The sequence below is a fragment of the Marisediminitalea alba genome (genome assembly GCF_002993365.1).
Classification (GTDB): Bacteria; Pseudomonadota; Gammaproteobacteria; order Enterobacterales; family Alteromonadaceae; genus Alteromonas; species Alteromonas alba.
The window spans coordinates 18,503-35,812 of the sequence record NZ_PVNP01000160.1; the positions used below are offsets into that span (position 1 = coordinate 18,503).

At 44.2% G+C, this 17,310-nt stretch carries 18 protein-coding genes; 2 read left to right on the forward strand and 16 right to left on the reverse strand.

Going from position 1 to position 17,310, the window contains the following annotated elements; genetic code table 11:
- Position 1: 1 nt before the first annotated feature.
- From C6Y40_RS14740 to C6Y40_RS14780, 9 genes are all read right to left on the reverse strand, one after another.
- Positions 2 to 436: a hydrogenase expression/formation C-terminal domain-containing protein gene (locus tag C6Y40_RS14740; protein ID WP_105935243.1), complete on the reverse strand. Its 435-nt coding sequence runs from the start codon at positions 434 to 436 to the stop codon at positions 2 to 4.
- Entirely contained in the window at positions 433 to 987 is a 555-nt protein-coding gene (locus C6Y40_RS14745; protein ID WP_105935244.1) for a HyaD/HybD family hydrogenase maturation endopeptidase, read from the reverse strand. Before C6Y40_RS14745 ends, C6Y40_RS14740 begins: the two co-directional genes overlap by 4 nt.
- 16 nt (positions 988 to 1,003) lie before the next feature.
- The gene (locus tag C6Y40_RS14750) at positions 1,004 to 2,227 is read right to left on the reverse strand and encodes a hypothetical protein (protein WP_105935245.1); all 1,224 of its coding nucleotides are present in this window, start codon (positions 2,225 to 2,227) and stop codon (positions 1,004 to 1,006) included.
- A gap of 12 nt (positions 2,228 to 2,239) precedes the next feature.
- Entirely contained in the window at positions 2,240 to 3,034 is a 795-nt protein-coding gene (locus tag C6Y40_RS14755; protein ID WP_105935246.1) for a multiheme c-type cytochrome, read from the reverse strand.
- Complete coding sequence (locus tag C6Y40_RS14760; RefSeq protein ID WP_105935247.1) at positions 3,031 to 3,789, reverse strand: hypothetical protein; 759 nt, start codon at positions 3,787 to 3,789, stop codon at positions 3,031 to 3,033. Before C6Y40_RS14760 ends, C6Y40_RS14755 begins: the two co-directional genes overlap by 4 nt.
- Positions 3,789 to 5,726 carry a 2Fe-2S iron-sulfur cluster-binding protein gene (locus C6Y40_RS14765; protein WP_105935248.1) on the reverse strand — a complete coding sequence of 646 codons (1,938 nt, stop codon included), beginning with the start codon at positions 5,724 to 5,726 and terminating at the stop codon, positions 3,789 to 3,791. Before C6Y40_RS14765 ends, C6Y40_RS14760 begins: the two co-directional genes overlap by 1 nt.
- Positions 5,723 to 6,568: a hypothetical protein gene (locus C6Y40_RS14770; RefSeq protein WP_105935249.1), complete on the reverse strand. Its 846-nt coding sequence runs from the start codon at positions 6,566 to 6,568 to the stop codon at positions 5,723 to 5,725. The genes C6Y40_RS14765 and C6Y40_RS14770 overlap by 4 nt, the downstream gene beginning before the upstream one ends.
- A 29-nt stretch (positions 6,569 to 6,597) precedes the next feature.
- Positions 6,598 to 6,954 carry a hypothetical protein gene (locus tag C6Y40_RS14775; protein WP_044447444.1) on the reverse strand — a complete coding sequence of 119 codons (357 nt, stop codon included), beginning with the start codon at positions 6,952 to 6,954 and terminating at the stop codon, positions 6,598 to 6,600.
- A gap of 64 nt (positions 6,955 to 7,018) precedes the next feature.
- Positions 7,019 to 7,474, reverse strand: coding sequence for a hypothetical protein (locus C6Y40_RS14780; RefSeq protein ID WP_105935250.1), 456 nt, complete (start codon positions 7,472 to 7,474; stop codon positions 7,019 to 7,021).
- A 443-nt stretch (positions 7,475 to 7,917) separates the two neighbouring features.
- Between C6Y40_RS14780 and C6Y40_RS14785 the strand changes: the two genes are divergently transcribed.
- Both C6Y40_RS14785 and C6Y40_RS14790 read left to right on the forward strand, forming a co-directional pair.
- On the forward strand, positions 7,918 to 10,038 hold the full coding sequence (locus C6Y40_RS14785; protein WP_105935251.1) for an SDR family NAD(P)-dependent oxidoreductase: 2,121 nt from the start codon (positions 7,918 to 7,920) through the stop codon (positions 10,036 to 10,038).
- Between the two features lie 75 nt (positions 10,039 to 10,113).
- Positions 10,114 to 11,529 carry a hypothetical protein gene (locus C6Y40_RS14790; RefSeq protein WP_105935252.1) on the forward strand — a complete coding sequence of 472 codons (1,416 nt, stop codon included), beginning with the start codon at positions 10,114 to 10,116 and terminating at the stop codon, positions 11,527 to 11,529.
- A 187-nt stretch (positions 11,530 to 11,716) separates the two neighbouring features.
- Here the strand turns inward: C6Y40_RS14790 and C6Y40_RS14795 are convergent, their stop codons facing one another.
- From C6Y40_RS14795 to C6Y40_RS14825, 7 genes are read right to left on the reverse strand one after another with little or no spacing between them, the layout of a single operon-like run.
- Complete coding sequence (locus C6Y40_RS14795) at positions 11,717 to 12,421, reverse strand: acetyltransferase domain-containing protein (protein ID WP_105935253.1); 705 nt, start codon at positions 12,419 to 12,421, stop codon at positions 11,717 to 11,719.
- An 11-nt stretch (positions 12,422 to 12,432) separates the two neighbouring features.
- The gene (locus C6Y40_RS14800; RefSeq protein WP_105935254.1) at positions 12,433 to 12,918 is read right to left on the reverse strand and encodes a nuclear transport factor 2 family protein; all 486 of its coding nucleotides are present in this window, start codon (positions 12,916 to 12,918) and stop codon (positions 12,433 to 12,435) included.
- Positions 12,919 to 12,944: 26 nt separating this feature from the next.
- On the reverse strand, positions 12,945 to 13,394 hold the full coding sequence (locus C6Y40_RS14805) for a YybH family protein (protein WP_240621974.1): 450 nt from the start codon (positions 13,392 to 13,394) through the stop codon (positions 12,945 to 12,947).
- A gap of 42 nt (positions 13,395 to 13,436) precedes the next feature.
- Positions 13,437 to 14,351, reverse strand: a complete 915-nt coding sequence (locus C6Y40_RS14810) for a copper resistance D family protein (protein WP_105935256.1) — start codon at positions 14,349 to 14,351, stop codon at positions 13,437 to 13,439.
- A gap of 14 nt (positions 14,352 to 14,365) precedes the next feature.
- Positions 14,366 to 14,767, reverse strand: coding sequence for a copper resistance CopC family protein (locus tag C6Y40_RS14815; protein ID WP_071978933.1), 402 nt, complete (start codon positions 14,765 to 14,767; stop codon positions 14,366 to 14,368).
- Between the two features lie 18 nt (positions 14,768 to 14,785).
- Complete coding sequence (locus C6Y40_RS14820; RefSeq protein WP_105935257.1) at positions 14,786 to 16,618, reverse strand: 2Fe-2S iron-sulfur cluster-binding protein; 1,833 nt, start codon at positions 16,616 to 16,618, stop codon at positions 14,786 to 14,788.
- 1 nt (position 16,619) lies between these two features.
- Positions 16,620 to 17,231 carry a peptidase gene (locus tag C6Y40_RS14825; protein WP_240621975.1) on the reverse strand — a complete coding sequence of 204 codons (612 nt, stop codon included), beginning with the start codon at positions 17,229 to 17,231 and terminating at the stop codon, positions 16,620 to 16,622.
- Positions 17,232 to 17,310: the final 79 nt, after the last annotated feature.

Here is a 17,310-nt window from a genome sequence, read left to right on the forward strand (position 1 = left end):
TTTAATCCTCCTCAGCCGCGTCATTAGTCGATGTATCAGACATTGCTTGAATGTCTGATACGATATTATTGAGCGATAACACCATATCTTCTGGTTGAGATTTTATTAGCGGTGGACAGTCACAGATATGCACATATTTGCCCATGATCTCGGCTTCCTCGTTGTAATGTGTTTCAAGCCAGACGCCGGTATATCGTGATTCGATTACCACTGTGTCACCCAGTGCCTGAATATCTGCTTTCACTTCTCCATGACCCAGAAAAGTCTCCAACTGTGATTCTTCACTTGCACTCAATGGCAATCGCCGCAGGTCTATCGTGGTTTCTTCTTGCTGCGCAAGTAACTGGGATAAGGCATGACGAATCTGATGCAAAAGCGGGATCACATTGCCCGTAGTGTCAGCATTTGATGTTATAAAAATGAGTTCTTCGTTCATCGTGACTGCTTTTCAATCGCTGGGGTATTGGCGTGAACCTTACCGGTAGAAAGACACGCAAACGCGATATCCATAATGGAAGAGAGCGCGACACTGACTTTTGGACTTAAGGACGTCCCCCACTCGATTGCTTCAGGCTCTACGCCAATTAACGTCACTTCAGTCGGTTTTGAAAACAATGTTTGGCTGGTTAATAAGGTATCGCGTAACGTAATTTGGTGAACAGAGTGCGCCGTTGCCTGTTCAAATTGCTGCGCGATTTCATCATCTTTGAAGACTTTAACCGTGCCTGCGGGACATCGCATATAGGCGGCATCTATGACAATGGTATGATCTGAATTTGACACCCATTCTAATAATTCGTAGCTCAGTGTCCCAGCATCAATGCACGACACATTTGAATAGTCTTCAAGCATGGGCTGTAAGGCTTGGATAGCATGTATACCAACGCCATCATCACGCTGTAAAATGTTTCCTACCCCTATTATGGTATATTGCTTAACCTTGTTTGCGACGCGAACTGCTGGCGTACATGTTTTTGCGGATTGCATTAGCCTCTGTCCTCTATTAACTGTGCGGTGCTGGTATTGACCAGCCAATCACAAAGGATAAGGAAACAACAATCGCGCAAAGACCAAGCAATTGAAGCGATTTGAAGCGTTGTTCTTTGGGCCGCAGTAGTACGAGCTTGAATGCGATGAGTGTTTGTATAAGGTAATAAAGTGCAAATCCCTTTGACGCGAGATTAATGATTTCAAATACGTTGGATGACCAAACTAATATGCCCGCAATCGCGATAACCAGAACATAGTAAAACTGAGGAGATATGGGTAAGTGGAAGAGTTCTTTTAGCAGTCCTCCGCCACCGATAGTATCGGCCAATGCGGCGCTTAACTGACTTGCTGTCGCTGCCACTAACAATAATATGGGCAATACCCAAATGGCTTGACCCAGGGTATAACTAATGGTGGTTTCATTCAGTTCGGTTATCGGAAAATCGAGAAATATGGGACAGGTTAAACCAATAAACACAGCGTAAAGAAAAATGGCAATCCACTGGGCATATCGCCCTGCTTTAATGCGCTGCTCTGCATTGTAGTTACTGCCCATGAAGCGCGTTGTCTCAAACCCTTGCGTAACCATGAGCATACCCGCGAGCATACTAAGGGTTTCAAAATGGCTGAGGGATTGTATCGCTTCGTGTTTAAACCACGCACTTTGGACTTGTATGTCGTAGGTTGCCAGCGCGACAAGCACACCCACAATAATCGCCAACTTAATGGTTACCGCGAATAGCTCGATGGTCTCTAGCCCTCTCGCACCGCGAAGCCAAGCGACCAGCATAATGATGACAAGCAGCCCACTGGTAAACAATTTAATGAGTGTTGTATCAGCGATAGCCAAGCGGTCAAAGACAAATGCGGCAAACAAGCTAATGTAAAACGCCACGGAAATCGCATAGGCAGCGCCAAGTGCCCATTGACTGGCTTTCTCAAGCGTTGCGATACTGCCGTGGGGATTGCGAGCAAGCTCAGGCTCTGCGTGACGTATATTGAAGCGAATGACCGAACCCAACGTATATGCCAGAATGGACAACAGAATAATGCCCAGCAGCGCCCATTTGCCCATCACCGAATGCAGCAGTGGTGCAATGATCAAAAAGCCACTGCCAATTATTGAAGCCAACGGGGTGACTGTTGCTCGCCATTGGACAGATTGTCGTAGGCGAGGCAGAAACAATACTATTGCTACCAACAGTGAGGTTGCCAGCGCAATGGAATTTGTGATCACAGTTTCACCCCCTTAATGATGCTTGTACCAGCCGGCACGCTTAATATCGTTCCAGGAAGTCGATTGATGACAGGCATAACACGCCTCCACTTTGGCTTTTGGCTCGCCAGCGACTTTGGCGGAAATCATTTTAAAATGTTGCATGTAGTGACTGGGCGGCGCTTCATGACATTGATTGCAATCACGAGATTGACTCGAGGGGTGAATAAACGTCGGCAGTGACCACTTGTCTGTACTGTGGCATTGCACGCAATCCTCTCCGAACAACGTAAAGTGGCGATCATCGTTGCTGTGGCACTGTGAACAATTCAATAATGCTTCTTTATCACTGACGTCGGGATGCACAAATAGGGGATCAGCCGTTTGCTTATTCGCTAGAACATTTTCTAAAAAAGCCATCGTGGCTGCGCCTTCGTCAAACGGCACGTTTGGGTTGGGGAGCATATTGAACCCAATATCGACCAATGCAATATGGTTCATCAGTGAAATCTTAGCATCCTCACCTTGATGCTCAGTATGACAACTAGCACATTCTGTTATGTCGGCGTGAAACGCAGTAGGTTGACGCGCGACGATATGCGTATCATTTGCATGACAGGCCACACACTTGTCGCGCTCAACGCCTTCTACTGGCGTGTGACAACTCAAGCAGTCATCCGCCAAAAACGCATGCGCTTTGCTCAGTGAACCAGGCTCTACCATTTGTTCCCACGGAATTTTTGCAAGATCCTCTGGTGTGTGAAAAAAATGGCTAACACCAAAGCCCGCTGCAACTAAGCCCAGAATAACTATTATCCACTTGATCATAACCAGCGTAGTCCAAAATAAACTTCACTAAAAATGTGAAAGAACAATACGCCATAGAGCGTTATCGAAATCACGATATGAAACTTCAACCAACGAGCAAACCAAGTTTTCGCAGTGTCGTGAATCAGAATGCTGTATTCAACATCAGAAATGGCATCGATAATGGATAGAACCTTACTCTCTTGTCGAAACAGCTTACTTTGCGCTGAAATAGGTACACTTAAAGCAATGTATGGAATGTGTCTCGCTGATGTTTGGGCGAAATTCGAATATCTTACGTCGCAGACCGCGTCTTTAAGCGATTGTTTGGCGCTTGAAAGTGCACCTTGGAGTTCTGTCACTTGACGCTTTTTCTCTTTTACATTTGAGGAAATAAGCCCTAGCACATACCGACCAACAAACCCACTGATCACAACGACCATCATAAAGATGATGATGGAGACTCCAGTAGCACTATCAAAACGATGAGCGCTATGGATGAGTGCAAGAATAGGTCCCAATACTCCAGCATAAATATGAATGCGCAGTAGCGTAGGCATGGCTATTTGCTTGGTAACGACTTTCTTTAGTGCTTTGTTGCGTTTAATGATCATGTAAAGCAACGGAATAAACATTAATACCAGCGCAGTCAAACCAACGACAAATCCAGCAAAGCTGCCAGGGAATGCTGGGTCACGGTGCCACACAAACCCTAGCCAAAGTAAGATCATTAAGACCACCAAGCTGCCTACAATGGTTCGCTCTTGACTATTCACTATGCTTCCACCTCCACATCAGTTTTAGGGATGGCTTGACAGGCTAAAATATAACCACTGACCCTATCTTCTGGCTCCAACCCATCATCAACCTCCATATCAACATCGCCGCGCAGTAATTTCACTTTGCAACTGCCGCAAGAGCCTGCCCGGCACGAATTCTCAATATCAACATCAAGTCCATCAGCAACGTCCAATACGGTTTCATCTGTGCCGGCTTGTGCCTGTGCATTTGATAAACTAAATCGCACTTGGCGCGTATTGTTTACAGGCGTGTTTGGGGCGACCTCCGTTTTAGTGGCCGTTTTCTTCGGACTCGCACCACCGAAAGCTTCTGTTTTAATATTCGCTTCAGGCATACCCAATTCAGATAAAATATCCTTGGTTGCATCCATCATTGCCGGCGGCCCACAAATGTGTGCTGTTTTTAATGCTATGTCCGGCACGAATTCATTTATCAATGCCGATGAAAAACGCCCCTGAGGTCCCATCCAAGAAGTGCCATCCGCCTGTGTCATACTGACGAGTACTTTCAACCTTGGGTGACGTGCTTGTAGATATTTTAATTCCTGTTCAAAAATAAAATCGTTAGACGTTCGCGTACAAAACAGAAAATAAATGTCACCGTCCCAGCACGTCGTGGTTAAATAACGCACCGCGCTCATCATGGGCGTGATCCCAACCCCCCCTGAAATCAATACAACGCTACTTGCATCTTGACCATTGAAGTAAAACTTGCCGCCAGGCGCTTTAATTGAAAGCGTATCTCCCACATTTACGACGTCATGCATATGACGAGAAACAACACCGAATTCCTCGCGTTTGATGGTGACTTCAAAGTAATACTGCTCAGTGGGTGATGATGCGATGGTGTAAGACCGCTTCACCGGTTTTTCAACACCATCAATCGTGAGCGTAAAAGTCACAAATTGTCCAGGTTCAAAACTAAATGGGATGACTTGACCATCGGCGCTGGCAAGTCGAAACGTTTTAACATCATGGGTCTCATGAAAAATACCGGTGACTTGCATACTGCCACTATAGACACCTTTACGCGGTGACATAGTCGTAGAAGGTAATACATGCGCTGTAGCGGGTATTAAAACAGCGTCAGTCCCTACAGGTGCGTTAGTAGGTATCTCGTTAGGTGATGTTTGCTTAGTGGGCGCAGAAGCGCTTGCGGTCTCAGTGGACCTAAGCTCTTCTAGCAATGCGGCAGCTCTGCGCATTTTAAATCCATAAACATACACCATGACGACAGTGAAGATCAGCAGAACAAGCATCACTGCAGTATGAAACGGCGTCATGCCAAATAGTGTTGAGGAATCATTCACTGGTGAACTGGGTAGCAAATTCATTTGCGATTTAAACCAGGTTAATGCCACTCTTCTGGGATCTTGCCCATCTTGTATTGCCCGTTTTGCCGCAAGACCACTATCAAAATGCGCGATCCCTTCTTTAACGGTCTCAACAGCTACTTGCATTTGGGTATAGTCATCAACGGCTGCGGCACGGGCGAGCGATTCAAACCCGGTAGTCAGTTGTTCACTTCCTTGTTGCATACGCGCCGACGCTTTGCCTAAGATACTATCTCTTTGTTCCGGCGTGGTTGATTGCATCCGCATTAAAGTTGGATAGAGATCTTTAGGTTTAGGCGCTCCCATTTTCTCCATCATTTTATCCATGCCTTTTGCCATACCTGGCCCCATCATTGCGTTGGCATTGCCCGGCTGACCTTTAACTTGGTTGGCTAAAGGCGGAGAATCTGTGCTTGCCGCAACAATCGGCCCATTCGCTGCCTCAGGATGATGACTGGCATGCTCACTATCCTCAGTCTGTTGCTGTGCGTGCGCATTTATAATCACGAAAAAAAGAACGACGTTTAGAATGACACAATAGCGGTGAATGATTGATGCGCGTTTACTCCCCCTAGTCATGACGCATCCTTTTGTTCAGCCGCCCATAGCGCATTTATTTTCGCAATCTGCGGGGGTGTTAATACTGAGACGGCTTTCCCCACCGAAGCAATAAACTGTAGGCGTAGGGTGCTGTTTATGGCCTCTATTTCACTAATGGTGTCTTTAATATTGTCGTATTGAGGCAATCCTTGGGCTGTCAATTCCCACAATAATGCCTCTAATGCACTACGCTGCTGCGCAAGGCTTTTTTGGGAAGACTCCCACTCAGATTGAATCGATAACAACGTTTGATACTGCGTATCTGTTAGTTCTAATGTTGTTGTGTGGTTTAAGAAAAAGGCTTGTTCACCAAGGTGGTAAATATGAGGTGCACTACTCGCACCTGGCAAGCTTATCGTTGATGAAGGTTTGGATATCTCCGGTGTATTTTGTTCAGGAGGCATACCCATCATCGAACTATTTTTCATCATCATCTTACACATCATCCCCATGCAAGACTTTCCGTTCATTGTCATCTTCTTTTTCCCTTTTCCCATGCCCATCTTCATCTTGCTCGTCGCTTTGGGGGGCGTAGATGATTCGTTGAGTTGAGGGCTGGCATCGCTTTGTTTAACGCCGATATTGCTTTTTGATCGCGCTGCCAGTGAGTTGTCTAATGAGCGCAAAGCTGATTGGATCTTTGCAAAGTCAGCCGGTGCTAACTCGGGCGCAGTGTCTGAAGATTGTGTTTCTTGAGATTTTTCTTTCGAACTAGTTTGTTGTGTTACCGCTGAACACGCGGTTGTGAATAAGACACTAGATAATACCAGACTCACAATAGCCGCTAAACGGTAGGTTTGGTGACACTCTCTAATCTTCACAACGGCATGCTCCTATTCAAAAATATCGATTAAAACCCACGATCAAACTCGACCATGTCATAACGTGCAAGTTCGCCATCAAGTACAATAGCCTCTGCAAAATGCTCATCCTTCGTCTTACCTAATCGAATTTTGCCCACGAATTCGCGCGAGTAGCCGTCTTCCCCTTCAGAAATTGCTGTCGCATCAAAAACGGTGCGATAAACATTAAAGACTTGATGTTCTTTGAGACCATCGGTGTCAGAGACACACACCACTACTTGTTTATCATCGACGGTAACAACCTGCCCACTCATGATGTAGTCATGGTATACCTGGCTTGCACAGCCCCCTAGTAGCCCAACAGACAAGACTGCAATTGATAAAAGCTTGATTAATTTGTTCATGTAAAACTCCCGCGATTATTAAAAGAAAAGAGGCAGTCGCTTTTCCAGCCTCATAACGCATTGATTAGTTCTTTTTATGCTTGTGTATTGGCTTCGCTTTTTCAGCCGTATGTCCCATCATTTGCCCCATCATGTCTTCCATCATGGCCATACGCTGTTCCATCATTTTCATTTTCTCATCGGTCGACATATCACTGTGTTTATGCTCCATGCCCATGCCGCCTTTCATTCCTTTTCCATCTTTCATTCCCATCGAATCTTTGCCTTCCATCATGCCCATCATGTCTTGCATCTTTTGGGCATGCTCATGCAACATGGCTTCACGCTTTTCAGGATCAGATTCACTTTTTACTGCATCTAAAACTGCTTGCATTTCTTCCATATGTGTTTGCATTTTCTTCATCATCTGACCGTCCATCATCGGCATGTCAGATTTATCAGTGTGTTGATGCGCGTAAGAAGTCGCAATTGGCGCAGCGACAAGGGCGCTGGCCAGTAATAATGACGTTAATGTTTTCATAATTTTTCCTTTAATTGTGCTCACATGAGCGGTTTAGGTTTGAAATAGACGACTTGTCACCTTAATCCTATGTCTTAGACTCAGGTCAAGGTGCTATTTGGGCGATAAAAATTCGGCCAAAACCTCAAGCTCTTCATCTGTTATAGGCATTTGTGGCATTGCAGATTAGTGCTATCGTAATTTTTTGCACCCGATTTATCCTTTGCTTTTGATGAAATCCATCCTATAAATCACACGATAAACGTAATTGATTTAGATCAATCCTTCACGACAATCGGATTACAGAATCATTACATTTCCGTAATCTAATCATCGATTTATTTATCCTTGGTTCAAAATTATCTATGCTCAAGCTGCGTCAACAGGTCTCCTCATAGCTACTTTGCAGCGGCATATGCTGAATACCAGATGCAATTTTTAATTGGGTGAGCGGATAATAAGAAATGACGAAACACAAAATTGCGGTAATTACCGGTGCAGGATCAGGGATTGGATTAGCATTGACTAATGAATTCTTATCAAGGGATCCAAATATGCTTGTTGTTGCACTGTGTCGTGATAGCTCAGGACTAGGAGCGTTCAATGAAAAATTTGAACCCCGCCTCATCATAGAACACGTTGATTTTAATAACGAAGCGGCAACGATTGAAATTCAAGAAACGCTTAGCCAATACGAACAGATTGATTACTTAGTGCATTGTGCAGGTATTGTCACACCGCTTAAACCTATTCAATCAATAGGCTACAAAGAATGGCGCACGGCACAAAGAATCAACTGCGATATCCCCTTTTTGATAACACAACTGTGCCTGGATAAGTTTAAACATAGCCGCGTACTGTATTTGACAAGCGAGCAACCCGTTAGTGCAGTGAAAGGCGCATCAGCATACTGTGTGAGTAAAACGGCTTTAAATATGGTGTGTAGTTGTTTTAGACAAGAAGTTAATGAAGATGTAGCTGTTTTTGCCACCGCAGCTCCCGGAAATGTTGATACAGCGATGCAAAAAAAAATCCGGCAAGTGCCAAGCGATGTACTGCCGATGTCGGCCTTTTTAAGAGGCTTACATGAAGAGAACAAGCTACTACCGCCGCGCCTTGTTGCACAATACCTTTGGCAATTGTTAAATCGTATAGACCCAAAGACATTTAGCAGAACAAATTGGGATTTATTGCAAAGCATTGACGAAGCGCCGCTCAACCCAATTGATACCAATAAAACTATTTCAACGAAGCCAACTGAATCTGACTTACTGTCGTTGCGAAACAAGTTAAGCGGCAGTGTCTGGGACGTTGGAAGTACAGGCTATTCAGCGCGGCGTCATGTTTTTAATCGAGCCATTTCACATTTTCCATATGCGATAGTCGTGCCTGAGTCAGACGTCGATATCATTAATACAATTGACTATGCCAATCGCCTTAATTTACAAATATCAGTTAAAGGCGGCGGCCATGGGGTAACGGGTGCGGCCGTTATTGACGGTGGCATTGTCCTTGATATGTCTGCCTTTCAAAGTATAGAACTTTGCGCAGTTGGTCAGTCAGTAAGAGTGGGCGCGGGTGTGAAAAATCATAATTTGGATCTGTTCTTATCGAAATATAAGAAAGTGATCCCATTAGGCACCTGCCCGGATGTCGGTGTTGTAGGAGCAACGTTAGGCGGCGGGATCGGTTTTTTGTCACGCAAACATGGGTTAAGTTGCGACAATGTCTTGGCGTTTAATCTGATCACAGCAGATGGTCAGCAAAGAGTTATAAACACTTTGGAACACTCTGATCTTTTTTGGGCACTACGCGGCAGTGGCGGCTCTCAATTTGGCGTTATCACCCACATAACATTTAGGCTGCACCCGGCTCCAGCTTATGTTCAAGGAGGTATCATTGAATGGCCAATTCAAAAGGCAAAGCCTATTTTAAAGCAATACAGCGATGCTGTACTGCAGGGGCCGAGAACGCAATTCTTATATGCATACATCGCTCGTTCAGCGTTACAAAATGCAAAAATATCAATTATGGGGTTTAGTGAAGACCCTGACTCCAACCTAAATAACATAGCAAAATGGGAAACGGATGCCGATATCTCTGTTACGCATAAACAATACATAGAGTGCCAGTCAAATGAATATGAACAAGGGCACGCACTTTATTGGCGCAATGGGATCATTGAAGGTGAACTTACGGAACAGTTTATTGATGCGCTTTTGCAATGCTATCAGTCTTGCCCAGACAACGCAGCGGGCATTATGCTCGATCCGTTATGTGGCGCGATCCAGGATATCGAGACCCATGAAACCGCATTTATTCATCGCGATGCCTCATTTGTATGTAGCATCACGGGTGTGACTCTGCCCGATCAAGACAATACCAAGGTTATAGACTGGGTTAATCAAACCTATGAACGATTATCCCCATTTTTTAATGGCCATGCCTACCAAAATTATGACATGGGCAACGACTGTCCATTGACCAGTTATTTCGGTCACCATGTAGAGCGTTTGATTGCTTTAAAAAAGAAATACGACCCTCAACTTAGGTTTGCAGGCTCTTTGCAGCGGGATTTACAATAAACCGTTAAGCTGGTGTAATACTTACTCAAGCGCTATGGCGATCAACCGTCAGTTGCAGTAATTAGGATATATACAGTGTTTAAATGGATGTTAGTTTTTACTCTACTTCTTCCCACCATTTGCTTTGCCGATACCGATGACTATGTTCACGCAGACTTCTATCGCGGATTAGTTGGCCTTAAAAAACAGGTTGATGAGATTAATCGAGATTTACGACTATTGGAAAATGCTACGCTTTCCAATGCAGAAGTTAATCGTCGACTTGCGCGTATTGAACAAGATATTGATGCGGTGAAAACGTTATATAATGAAGCGATCAAAATGCAACCCTCAACGCTTAGCGCATCTGAGTTAGAGCAAATAAAATCATCTTTGGATATTCTTGATATGCAAGAGATTCGCTTACGATTGCAATCCGAGTTAACGCAACAGCATCAATCTGTTAAATCAGAGACATTGTTAGCTTCGCGCGACTTTACTAATGAAGCTACACGCAATTTGGCCACCACAGTATTAACATTAACAGCCATCCTAGTTGCCGTTATTTCTGCAGTTATTGCTTGGATGAACCACATTCAAAGTACTCGAACTCAAGCAGTAAAAAACAAAGCAGAACAAGACTTGGAGGCGCTAAAAGAGGCAACAGATCAAGATCTACTAGCGTTAAGGGGGGTAACACAACGTCAAATTTCAGCGCTCACTGAGCGGCATGAGAAAGATATTAAGAGGCTCACAGACGGACACCAACAAAAAATTGAACGTTTGGAGCAGATAAATTTAGAAAAAGTTCAGTACGCGGCAAACGCTTTCGATAAGTTAATGAGTGAGACGGAGACGCAAAACGGTCTTGTTTTTAAAAATTTAGCGATATCGATTTATCTTCGCCGGTTTCTAATTGAAGACGGTTATGACCGTTTCTTTGATGATCTAAGCATGACGTCAGTTGAAGACAGCACTACCGCTCGTTGCGATCCGAGTGTTCTTAGAGAGGTCATCGCAATACAAGAACATGCTATTTCACGCTTCGAAATGGTCAAAGACAAATTAGATGACGCAAGAATGCTTTACTATGAAGCGCTACTCGATTTAGCATTTTACGAAGCAGAGATGACCCGCTTTGGTGTATTAAATGACAATGCCTTGCAGAGTATTAACAAACGGTTAAAAAGTTTTGAAGAGAATTTAAATTTTTGGTTGACCGAAGAGCGCAGTGAATACCAAGATCCTGAGCGGCTTCCGCGGTTCATTTTTCGGGTGATATGCATGGTCGATAGTCTAATTTTTATTAGAGTCTGTTTACGTGATAAAAGCCTTTTTACGAAACAAGCGGCGATGCATGAAATTTCTTGTCAGGTGAGACTATTATTGGCAGAAAAAGAAATGGCCACAGACGACGCTATCACTAACGTACTCGCGGGAGCACAATGTAACAGTCTATGGCAAAAATATACTGGATTCCAGAAAGAGCGCCCAAGATTGTTTGAAGACTAGCGGTAATCTGGGTTTGTTGGCACTAAAAGCACAGCGGTCCCTACCTAAAAATGTTGTTGTACGCTAAGTATATCCACACTATTACTGATATACAAGTGCTAGAAACGCCGAGACTACTTGTAAAACAAACAACGCTCTACTTTTGTCAAAGGTCCCTTATTATCATTGTCTCATCTTCAACTTAGACTCACATAACCGAATGCGAAAGCCAATACACGCTGCCTAATGTTACAAAAAACAGAGGTTGATGTAACACATACACAGCAAGACTGTGACGTCCTAAAAACGTGATTTTAGTTGATAATTTCAGTGAAGCACAGGGATCTATACCCTTAATAAACATATGGCCAACGCCAATGCCCAGCAATACAACGCCAACCCAAGGAAATAGTGCAACATAATCGTTGGGTGATGACGGCAGCCCCAATTCCCATAAGTTAAACGGCCATTTACTTGTAACCACATTCGTTAAGAACAGTGTAATAATCCCTATCCCAATAAAACAAGCCATGACTGGATAACGTGCGAAGGGAAGGCATAGTACACTGGCCACGGCGATAAAGTGTAAAACACCAAAAAATATCCAATTACTATTGAAAAACCAATAAGTAAATAGTGATATAACGCATGCCCATACCACTATCCACATTATTCGCTTCGCAAAGGATTTCAAATCCACGCGTTGGTGATGAGCGAACACCAATGATGCACCCACACTTAAGAAAAAGAGTGATAAAATGACATACCGAAATTGTTTCCAGCCAGGACCATTTGGCACACTCCAATCTACCCAGCCAAAGAACCGCAAGTCATACGCGAAGTGAAAGATCACCATTAATACAATGGCGACCGTGCGCATGATGTCTAGGGTAACGTTGCGAGTGATGGGCATACTGACGTCGCTTAATGATGCTTGTGGGGCTTTTTATCGCGGGTAGACGAATGTGAATGTATGACTTTCCATCCTTTACTCGTTCGTTTAAACAAGTACGTTTGGTAGCCCTTTTTGTCAAATGTTGAGCCAGTTTTTCTTACTTCACCAGACACATTTACGGTCGTAATCGCCCATGCCATATCGTCATCAATTGTAATATCCATATCCAATATATCGATGGTGAGGCGTTTGAGTACTTCTTTCTCTGGCTCCACATGATTTTCGACGAGATCACTTAATCCTGTGTTTTGGCCGCCTGATTCAATGTATCGAGCACCTTTATGGTCGAGATAGTGTTCATAAAAAGGCCGTCCTTGGCCCGACTCCCAACCGTTTTCAATAGCAATGATAATTTCTTCAATCGTCGCTTTGTCTTCATCTGCCTGTGATGCAAAGACGCCCAGTGTAGTTGTGCTTAACATCAGGACGAGTGAGATTCGCATAAGTAACGTCATTTAAAGTTTTCCTATAAATTAAAGTGTTAATGGGACCAGTGGATATGACTTATTTTCCAATGACCATTGATAAGGTTAAGTACCAGTGTTTCATTTCCTTGCTTATCAATTTGTTTACCTTTGTATGTGCCAAGGGTGTGGCTTCTGGCAATTGAGACCGCCGTATCCCCATAAACGCGAACATGATGTTCAATTGTTGTGGTTTTGACAGCCGCAGAAAACCGCATATCACCGTGTAAATGATGTTGTCGATATTCTTCAGCACTGCGTTCTATTCGCGATCCCTCTAAAATAATGACTTCGGATGTCAATGCACTCATGACGTCATCCGCTTGTCCATTAGATAATGCTTCGTGATAAGCGAGCACACTGCGACCCGCTGCAGTATCCAAGCCACTGAAGTGAGTTGCAGAGTGCTCTATTGATTTGAGTGGCTCATGAGCAAACGTACTAAATGAAAGCAGCGCAATAGACAAAACAGTCGTTAAAACGTAATTAATTTTCAGATAAATCCAAAGTTAAGATTGAGGACCAAGAACAGTAGTCAAAACAGCGGTGATCAGAAAAATGCATAGTCCAATGAGCATTTCAATTTGGATCGAACGGCGCATGTCTATCGCTGCGTTACTGTGCGTTAAAAGCTTGGGCGTTAATTTTAATTTATGCCATGCGGCAAGCAGCAGGATCGCATTGACAAAGCCCAGCTTTAACAGCAGGCTTTGTCCATAGATTTGATTGAATAAATTACCTACAGAACCAACTAGCTCCCATGCTAGCAGAGTGCCGGCAAGGAGCAGCAGGCTCACCAGTCCTATAGCAAGATGACCAAATTGCCGCATCAGACTGTATAGCGGTGTAGGCGATAGGTGTAGGCATGCTGCTGACAACGGCCAAAGAGCGCCCATCCAGCTTAGCGCGATGATCACATGCACAGCCAACGCATATCCATATAAACTATCAAGCTGGACAGTGTGACCAGAGAGCATGAATGTATATCCAACGCTCCCCCACTGAATAATAGCAACAATGAGTGTCACAAAAAAATTAGGCGTTATTTTGCGAGTGAGTTGCCAATAAACCATCCCACAGAATACTAAACCCACGATAAACACACACAGCCTACTGATCGCAACGGTCCCTAGTGCAGATTGTGCAACCATATTTTGCATGACAGCATCAAACATGCCGGTAAAACCACTTTGAGACAGCGCCCCCACCTGAAAAAAGAAATCCAAAATAGTCGCCAATACACCAATTAAGGCAAACACTGCCATATATTTAATAATGTATGTTTGCCAAAGCAGTCTGGCTTGAGACAGCTTATCTTGAATAAAAGGCGCTATAAGAAGGATCAGAAATCCCCCCAAAAGCGCCGAAAGCCCGAGATAGACCGCAAGCTTAGTGGATAGGATCAATACTTCCCATATTGCCATTTTAATCTTCCTCTTTAATGGTCTTTGTGTTGACTATGGGCTTTTTTGTCATCTTGCATGGACTTGCTTCCGTGAACCATGAAGTCAAATGAACCGTCCATTTTGTGCCCATCCTCACCAAGTAACATCCACTGTGCGGTATAGTTACCCGGCGATAACGTCGGTAAGTCGTAATTAAAGAAAGTGCTAGACTCCATCGATGGAGAAAAATTAAAGTCGACAGGCTCGCCGTTTTGAGAATTTAACGTCAATTTGGCCAAACGAACTGGCTCAGTAAAAACAACGGACAATTGTGGAGGCGATGACATTAACATCGCATTGTTTTTTGGCATGGACGTTTTCAACGATGTGTGAGCATAACTGCTTGTGCTCAAGAAAAGAGCGGTCAGTAAGAACGTTGACAATAGTGTTTTCATAAATAAACCTCGGTAGTTTTAAGTAGTAGTAAATGGTGAAAATGAATCGATTTGTATAGCATTTTCATTGACGGAGTAGCGTAATAGTAATTGGGTTACATCGTTCATCATTGCCGGAGGACCGCAGAGGAAAAACAAACACCGATGGAGGTCGCGGTGTGTATCTAAAAATACGGCCAAAGGTATTTGCACGCGCCCCACCGGTCCACACCAAATTGAAGAGGCGTTTGAAACAATCGGTTGATAGGTAAAATTAGAATGCTGTGTTTCAACCGCTTTCAACCAACAATAATTTGCCAGTTCAGCAGGGTGTTTGGCGCCATAAAAGAGGGTTATAGGCAGTGTCGAATGCAAGCCAAATATTAGTTCATCGATTAGAGCTTTTAGAGGTGCTATACCCGAGCCCCCACCAATCAACACAATTTCTCGTGCTCCAAGGTCCTCCGGTATGTTAAATCCTCCTTGAGGCGCAGCTATATCAATCACCGTGCCCACATTTAAATTACCAAGATGGAAAGAACCGATGCCAGGTCTTTGATTGTTAGATTGTGCCGGTTGCATTTTTATATTAAATGTAATCACGCCACTACCATCATTTCGGTTTGCAACTGAATAATGCCTGACAGTGGTTGGATGGGAAAATGTAGCTGATTCAAAACGCGGCCAATAAGGCTGATAGCGTCTCGGTAAGTCTTTCGGAAACGCTAAAGATTGACCTTCTTTAATCGTGAATTGAACAAAACTGCCAGGCTTAAAATCCAGTGGAACACTGCCTTGATATTTAAATCTTAATTCTTTGATAAAGGGTGTAATGAATGTGTTTGAGAGCAACTCGCATGATACTGTTTTGGGGTTTGGAGACTCTACAAGCTGAACGTTGCCTTTCAAATCAGTGTTTTGCTGACAAGCTAAACGATACCCGGACAACAACCTGTCTTGAGATAAGCGGTATCGTTCTGCAACTGAAATGGCAGCCGATGGATCAAGGCGCACAATACATTGGCCGCATGTTCCCCCTCCCCCACATACTGACCCAATAGAAAGGGCGTTGTGCTGTAGACAATCCAGAAGTGATTCATTGTCCTTAGCAACGACGTTTTGGAGGTAACCTTGCTGATCTCGTACCACTAAGTCTTGCTTTCTATACCACCACCCAATGAATACTTGCTTATTTTTAACGAGGCTAACCAGCCACGTAATTCCTGAAATACTCATCAGCACAGTCAGTAACGCGAGAGCCTTGATCCACCAGTGATTAAATGAGCCGGTGTTCTGATAATCCATAAAGTGCAATAGCATCAACAAGTTTGTCCATTCCCTGTTGCTATCGACGACGCCGGCCAATTCCCCTGTCGATGCTCGGACATAAATGTGTGTCGTTTCTCTGTCTGATAAACGTACATGCCAAACCGATTGTTGCTCTTTGGGTAGATGCTCTATCGGCGGATCAACACGGCGCAAATCTTGAATAGGCGAAGTTAGCCGGAACTGATTGTTGACCAGATCACGGATATCGTTCGCTGTTAGTTCTATTTTATTTCCCTTTATCGCGTCTATTAACTCATACTCTCTTTCATTGGCATGTCTAGCATAGTGCGTCATAACCTTATAGGTCGGGTTTCCCAACAAGCTAAGCAGCTCAATAGAGAGTGCATTGGGTGAGCGTATAAGGACGTTCTCGACGGATATTAGGTTTGGCGTTAATACACTTCCTGCAATAGCGTCACTTGCGATTCTGGAGAGCGGTTTACTGTGCTCAGCCTGTCCGAGTAAAAAACCCGTAGCGAGCCAAACCATTAATTGTGAAAACACAATTAATGCAAGGTATTTGTGAATGATCCGCCAGAACATTTCAGTCAGCTGCCTTTCGCGATGACGAAAAGGAATAAGGCAGCAATAGCAAGCCTGCTAATGCGGCCAACAGCCCTATGATAGTCATGCTCACTAATAGTGTATTACTAACGTCTTCACCTTCTTGGTAATCCATAATATGGAGGCGCCATAACCAATCAAATACTTGCCAAGGGGCATGTCGAATATATTCAACCGTACCTGTGTCTTGACTGACGTAAAATGTTGGCGCAAGTGCGCCTTTAAATTCAACTCGCCATAATGGACGTCCTCGTTGCCCAACCGGACTATCCTCTTCGTTTTCACCCAGCAAGGTCACATTGTCGACCTCATACGACCGACTTGACCTGGACATTGCGATGGCGGCGGCTTGTTTGTCTGACAACGGTTGGATGACGTCTCCTGATAAGCCGCTGATCAGGTGCGTCTTACTGGTGAGGGTTAATCGGTAAACCGGCATCTCCCCCACACTGCCCAAAACGATTGACTTAGCATCAGGGTAGCGAGCGACTATCTCATCAAAGCCAACGTTTACCGTTGACAATGATGAAAGCGCGGGCGAACTTTTCATGAAATGATCGCCATGAATATAGTGGATATCAAACCAGACCATGTAGAGTCCACTCACTGACCAGAGGAGCATCTGCACACCGACAATCAACAGTAGGTATCGGTGTAACCGACGAGCAAGG

Excerpts from the sequence above, each read along its gene's own strand:
- C6Y40_RS14800 (WP_105935254.1), bottom strand. The coding sequence starts at position 12,918 with ATGACGTTACTTATGCGAATCTCACTCGTCCTGATGTTAAGCACAACT.
- C6Y40_RS14745 (WP_105935244.1), bottom strand. The coding sequence starts at position 987 with ATGCAATCCGCAAAAACATGTACGCCAGCAGTTCGCGTCGCAAACAAG.
- C6Y40_RS14820 (WP_105935257.1), bottom strand. The coding sequence starts at position 16,618 with ATGTTCTGGCGGATCATTCACAAATACCTTGCATTAATTGTGTTTTCA.
- C6Y40_RS14765 (WP_105935248.1), bottom strand. The coding sequence starts at position 5,726 with ATGACTAGGGGGAGTAAACGCGCATCAATCATTCACCGCTATTGTGTC.
- C6Y40_RS14825 (WP_240621975.1), bottom strand. The coding sequence starts at position 17,231 with ATGGTCTGGTTTGATATCCACTATATTCATGGCGATCATTTCATGAAA.
- C6Y40_RS14755 (WP_105935246.1), bottom strand. The coding sequence starts at position 3,034 with ATGATCAAGTGGATAATAGTTATTCTGGGCTTAGTTGCAGCGGGCTTT.
- C6Y40_RS14795 (WP_105935253.1), bottom strand. The coding sequence starts at position 12,421 with ATGCCCATCACTCGCAACGTTACCCTAGACATCATGCGCACGGTCGCC.
- C6Y40_RS14740 (WP_105935243.1), bottom strand. The coding sequence starts at position 436 with ATGAACGAAGAACTCATTTTTATAACATCAAATGCTGACACTACGGGC.
- C6Y40_RS14785 (WP_105935251.1), top strand. The coding sequence starts at position 7,918 with ATGACGAAACACAAAATTGCGGTAATTACCGGTGCAGGATCAGGGATT.
- C6Y40_RS14815 (WP_071978933.1), bottom strand. The coding sequence starts at position 14,767 with ATGAAAACACTATTGTCAACGTTCTTACTGACCGCTCTTTTCTTGAGC.
- C6Y40_RS14780 (WP_105935250.1), bottom strand. The coding sequence starts at position 7,474 with ATGAAAACATTAACGTCATTATTACTGGCCAGCGCCCTTGTCGCTGCG.
- C6Y40_RS14810 (WP_105935256.1), bottom strand. The coding sequence starts at position 14,351 with ATGGCAATATGGGAAGTATTGATCCTATCCACTAAGCTTGCGGTCTAT.
- C6Y40_RS14775 (WP_044447444.1), bottom strand. The coding sequence starts at position 6,954 with ATGAACAAATTAATCAAGCTTTTATCAATTGCAGTCTTGTCTGTTGGG.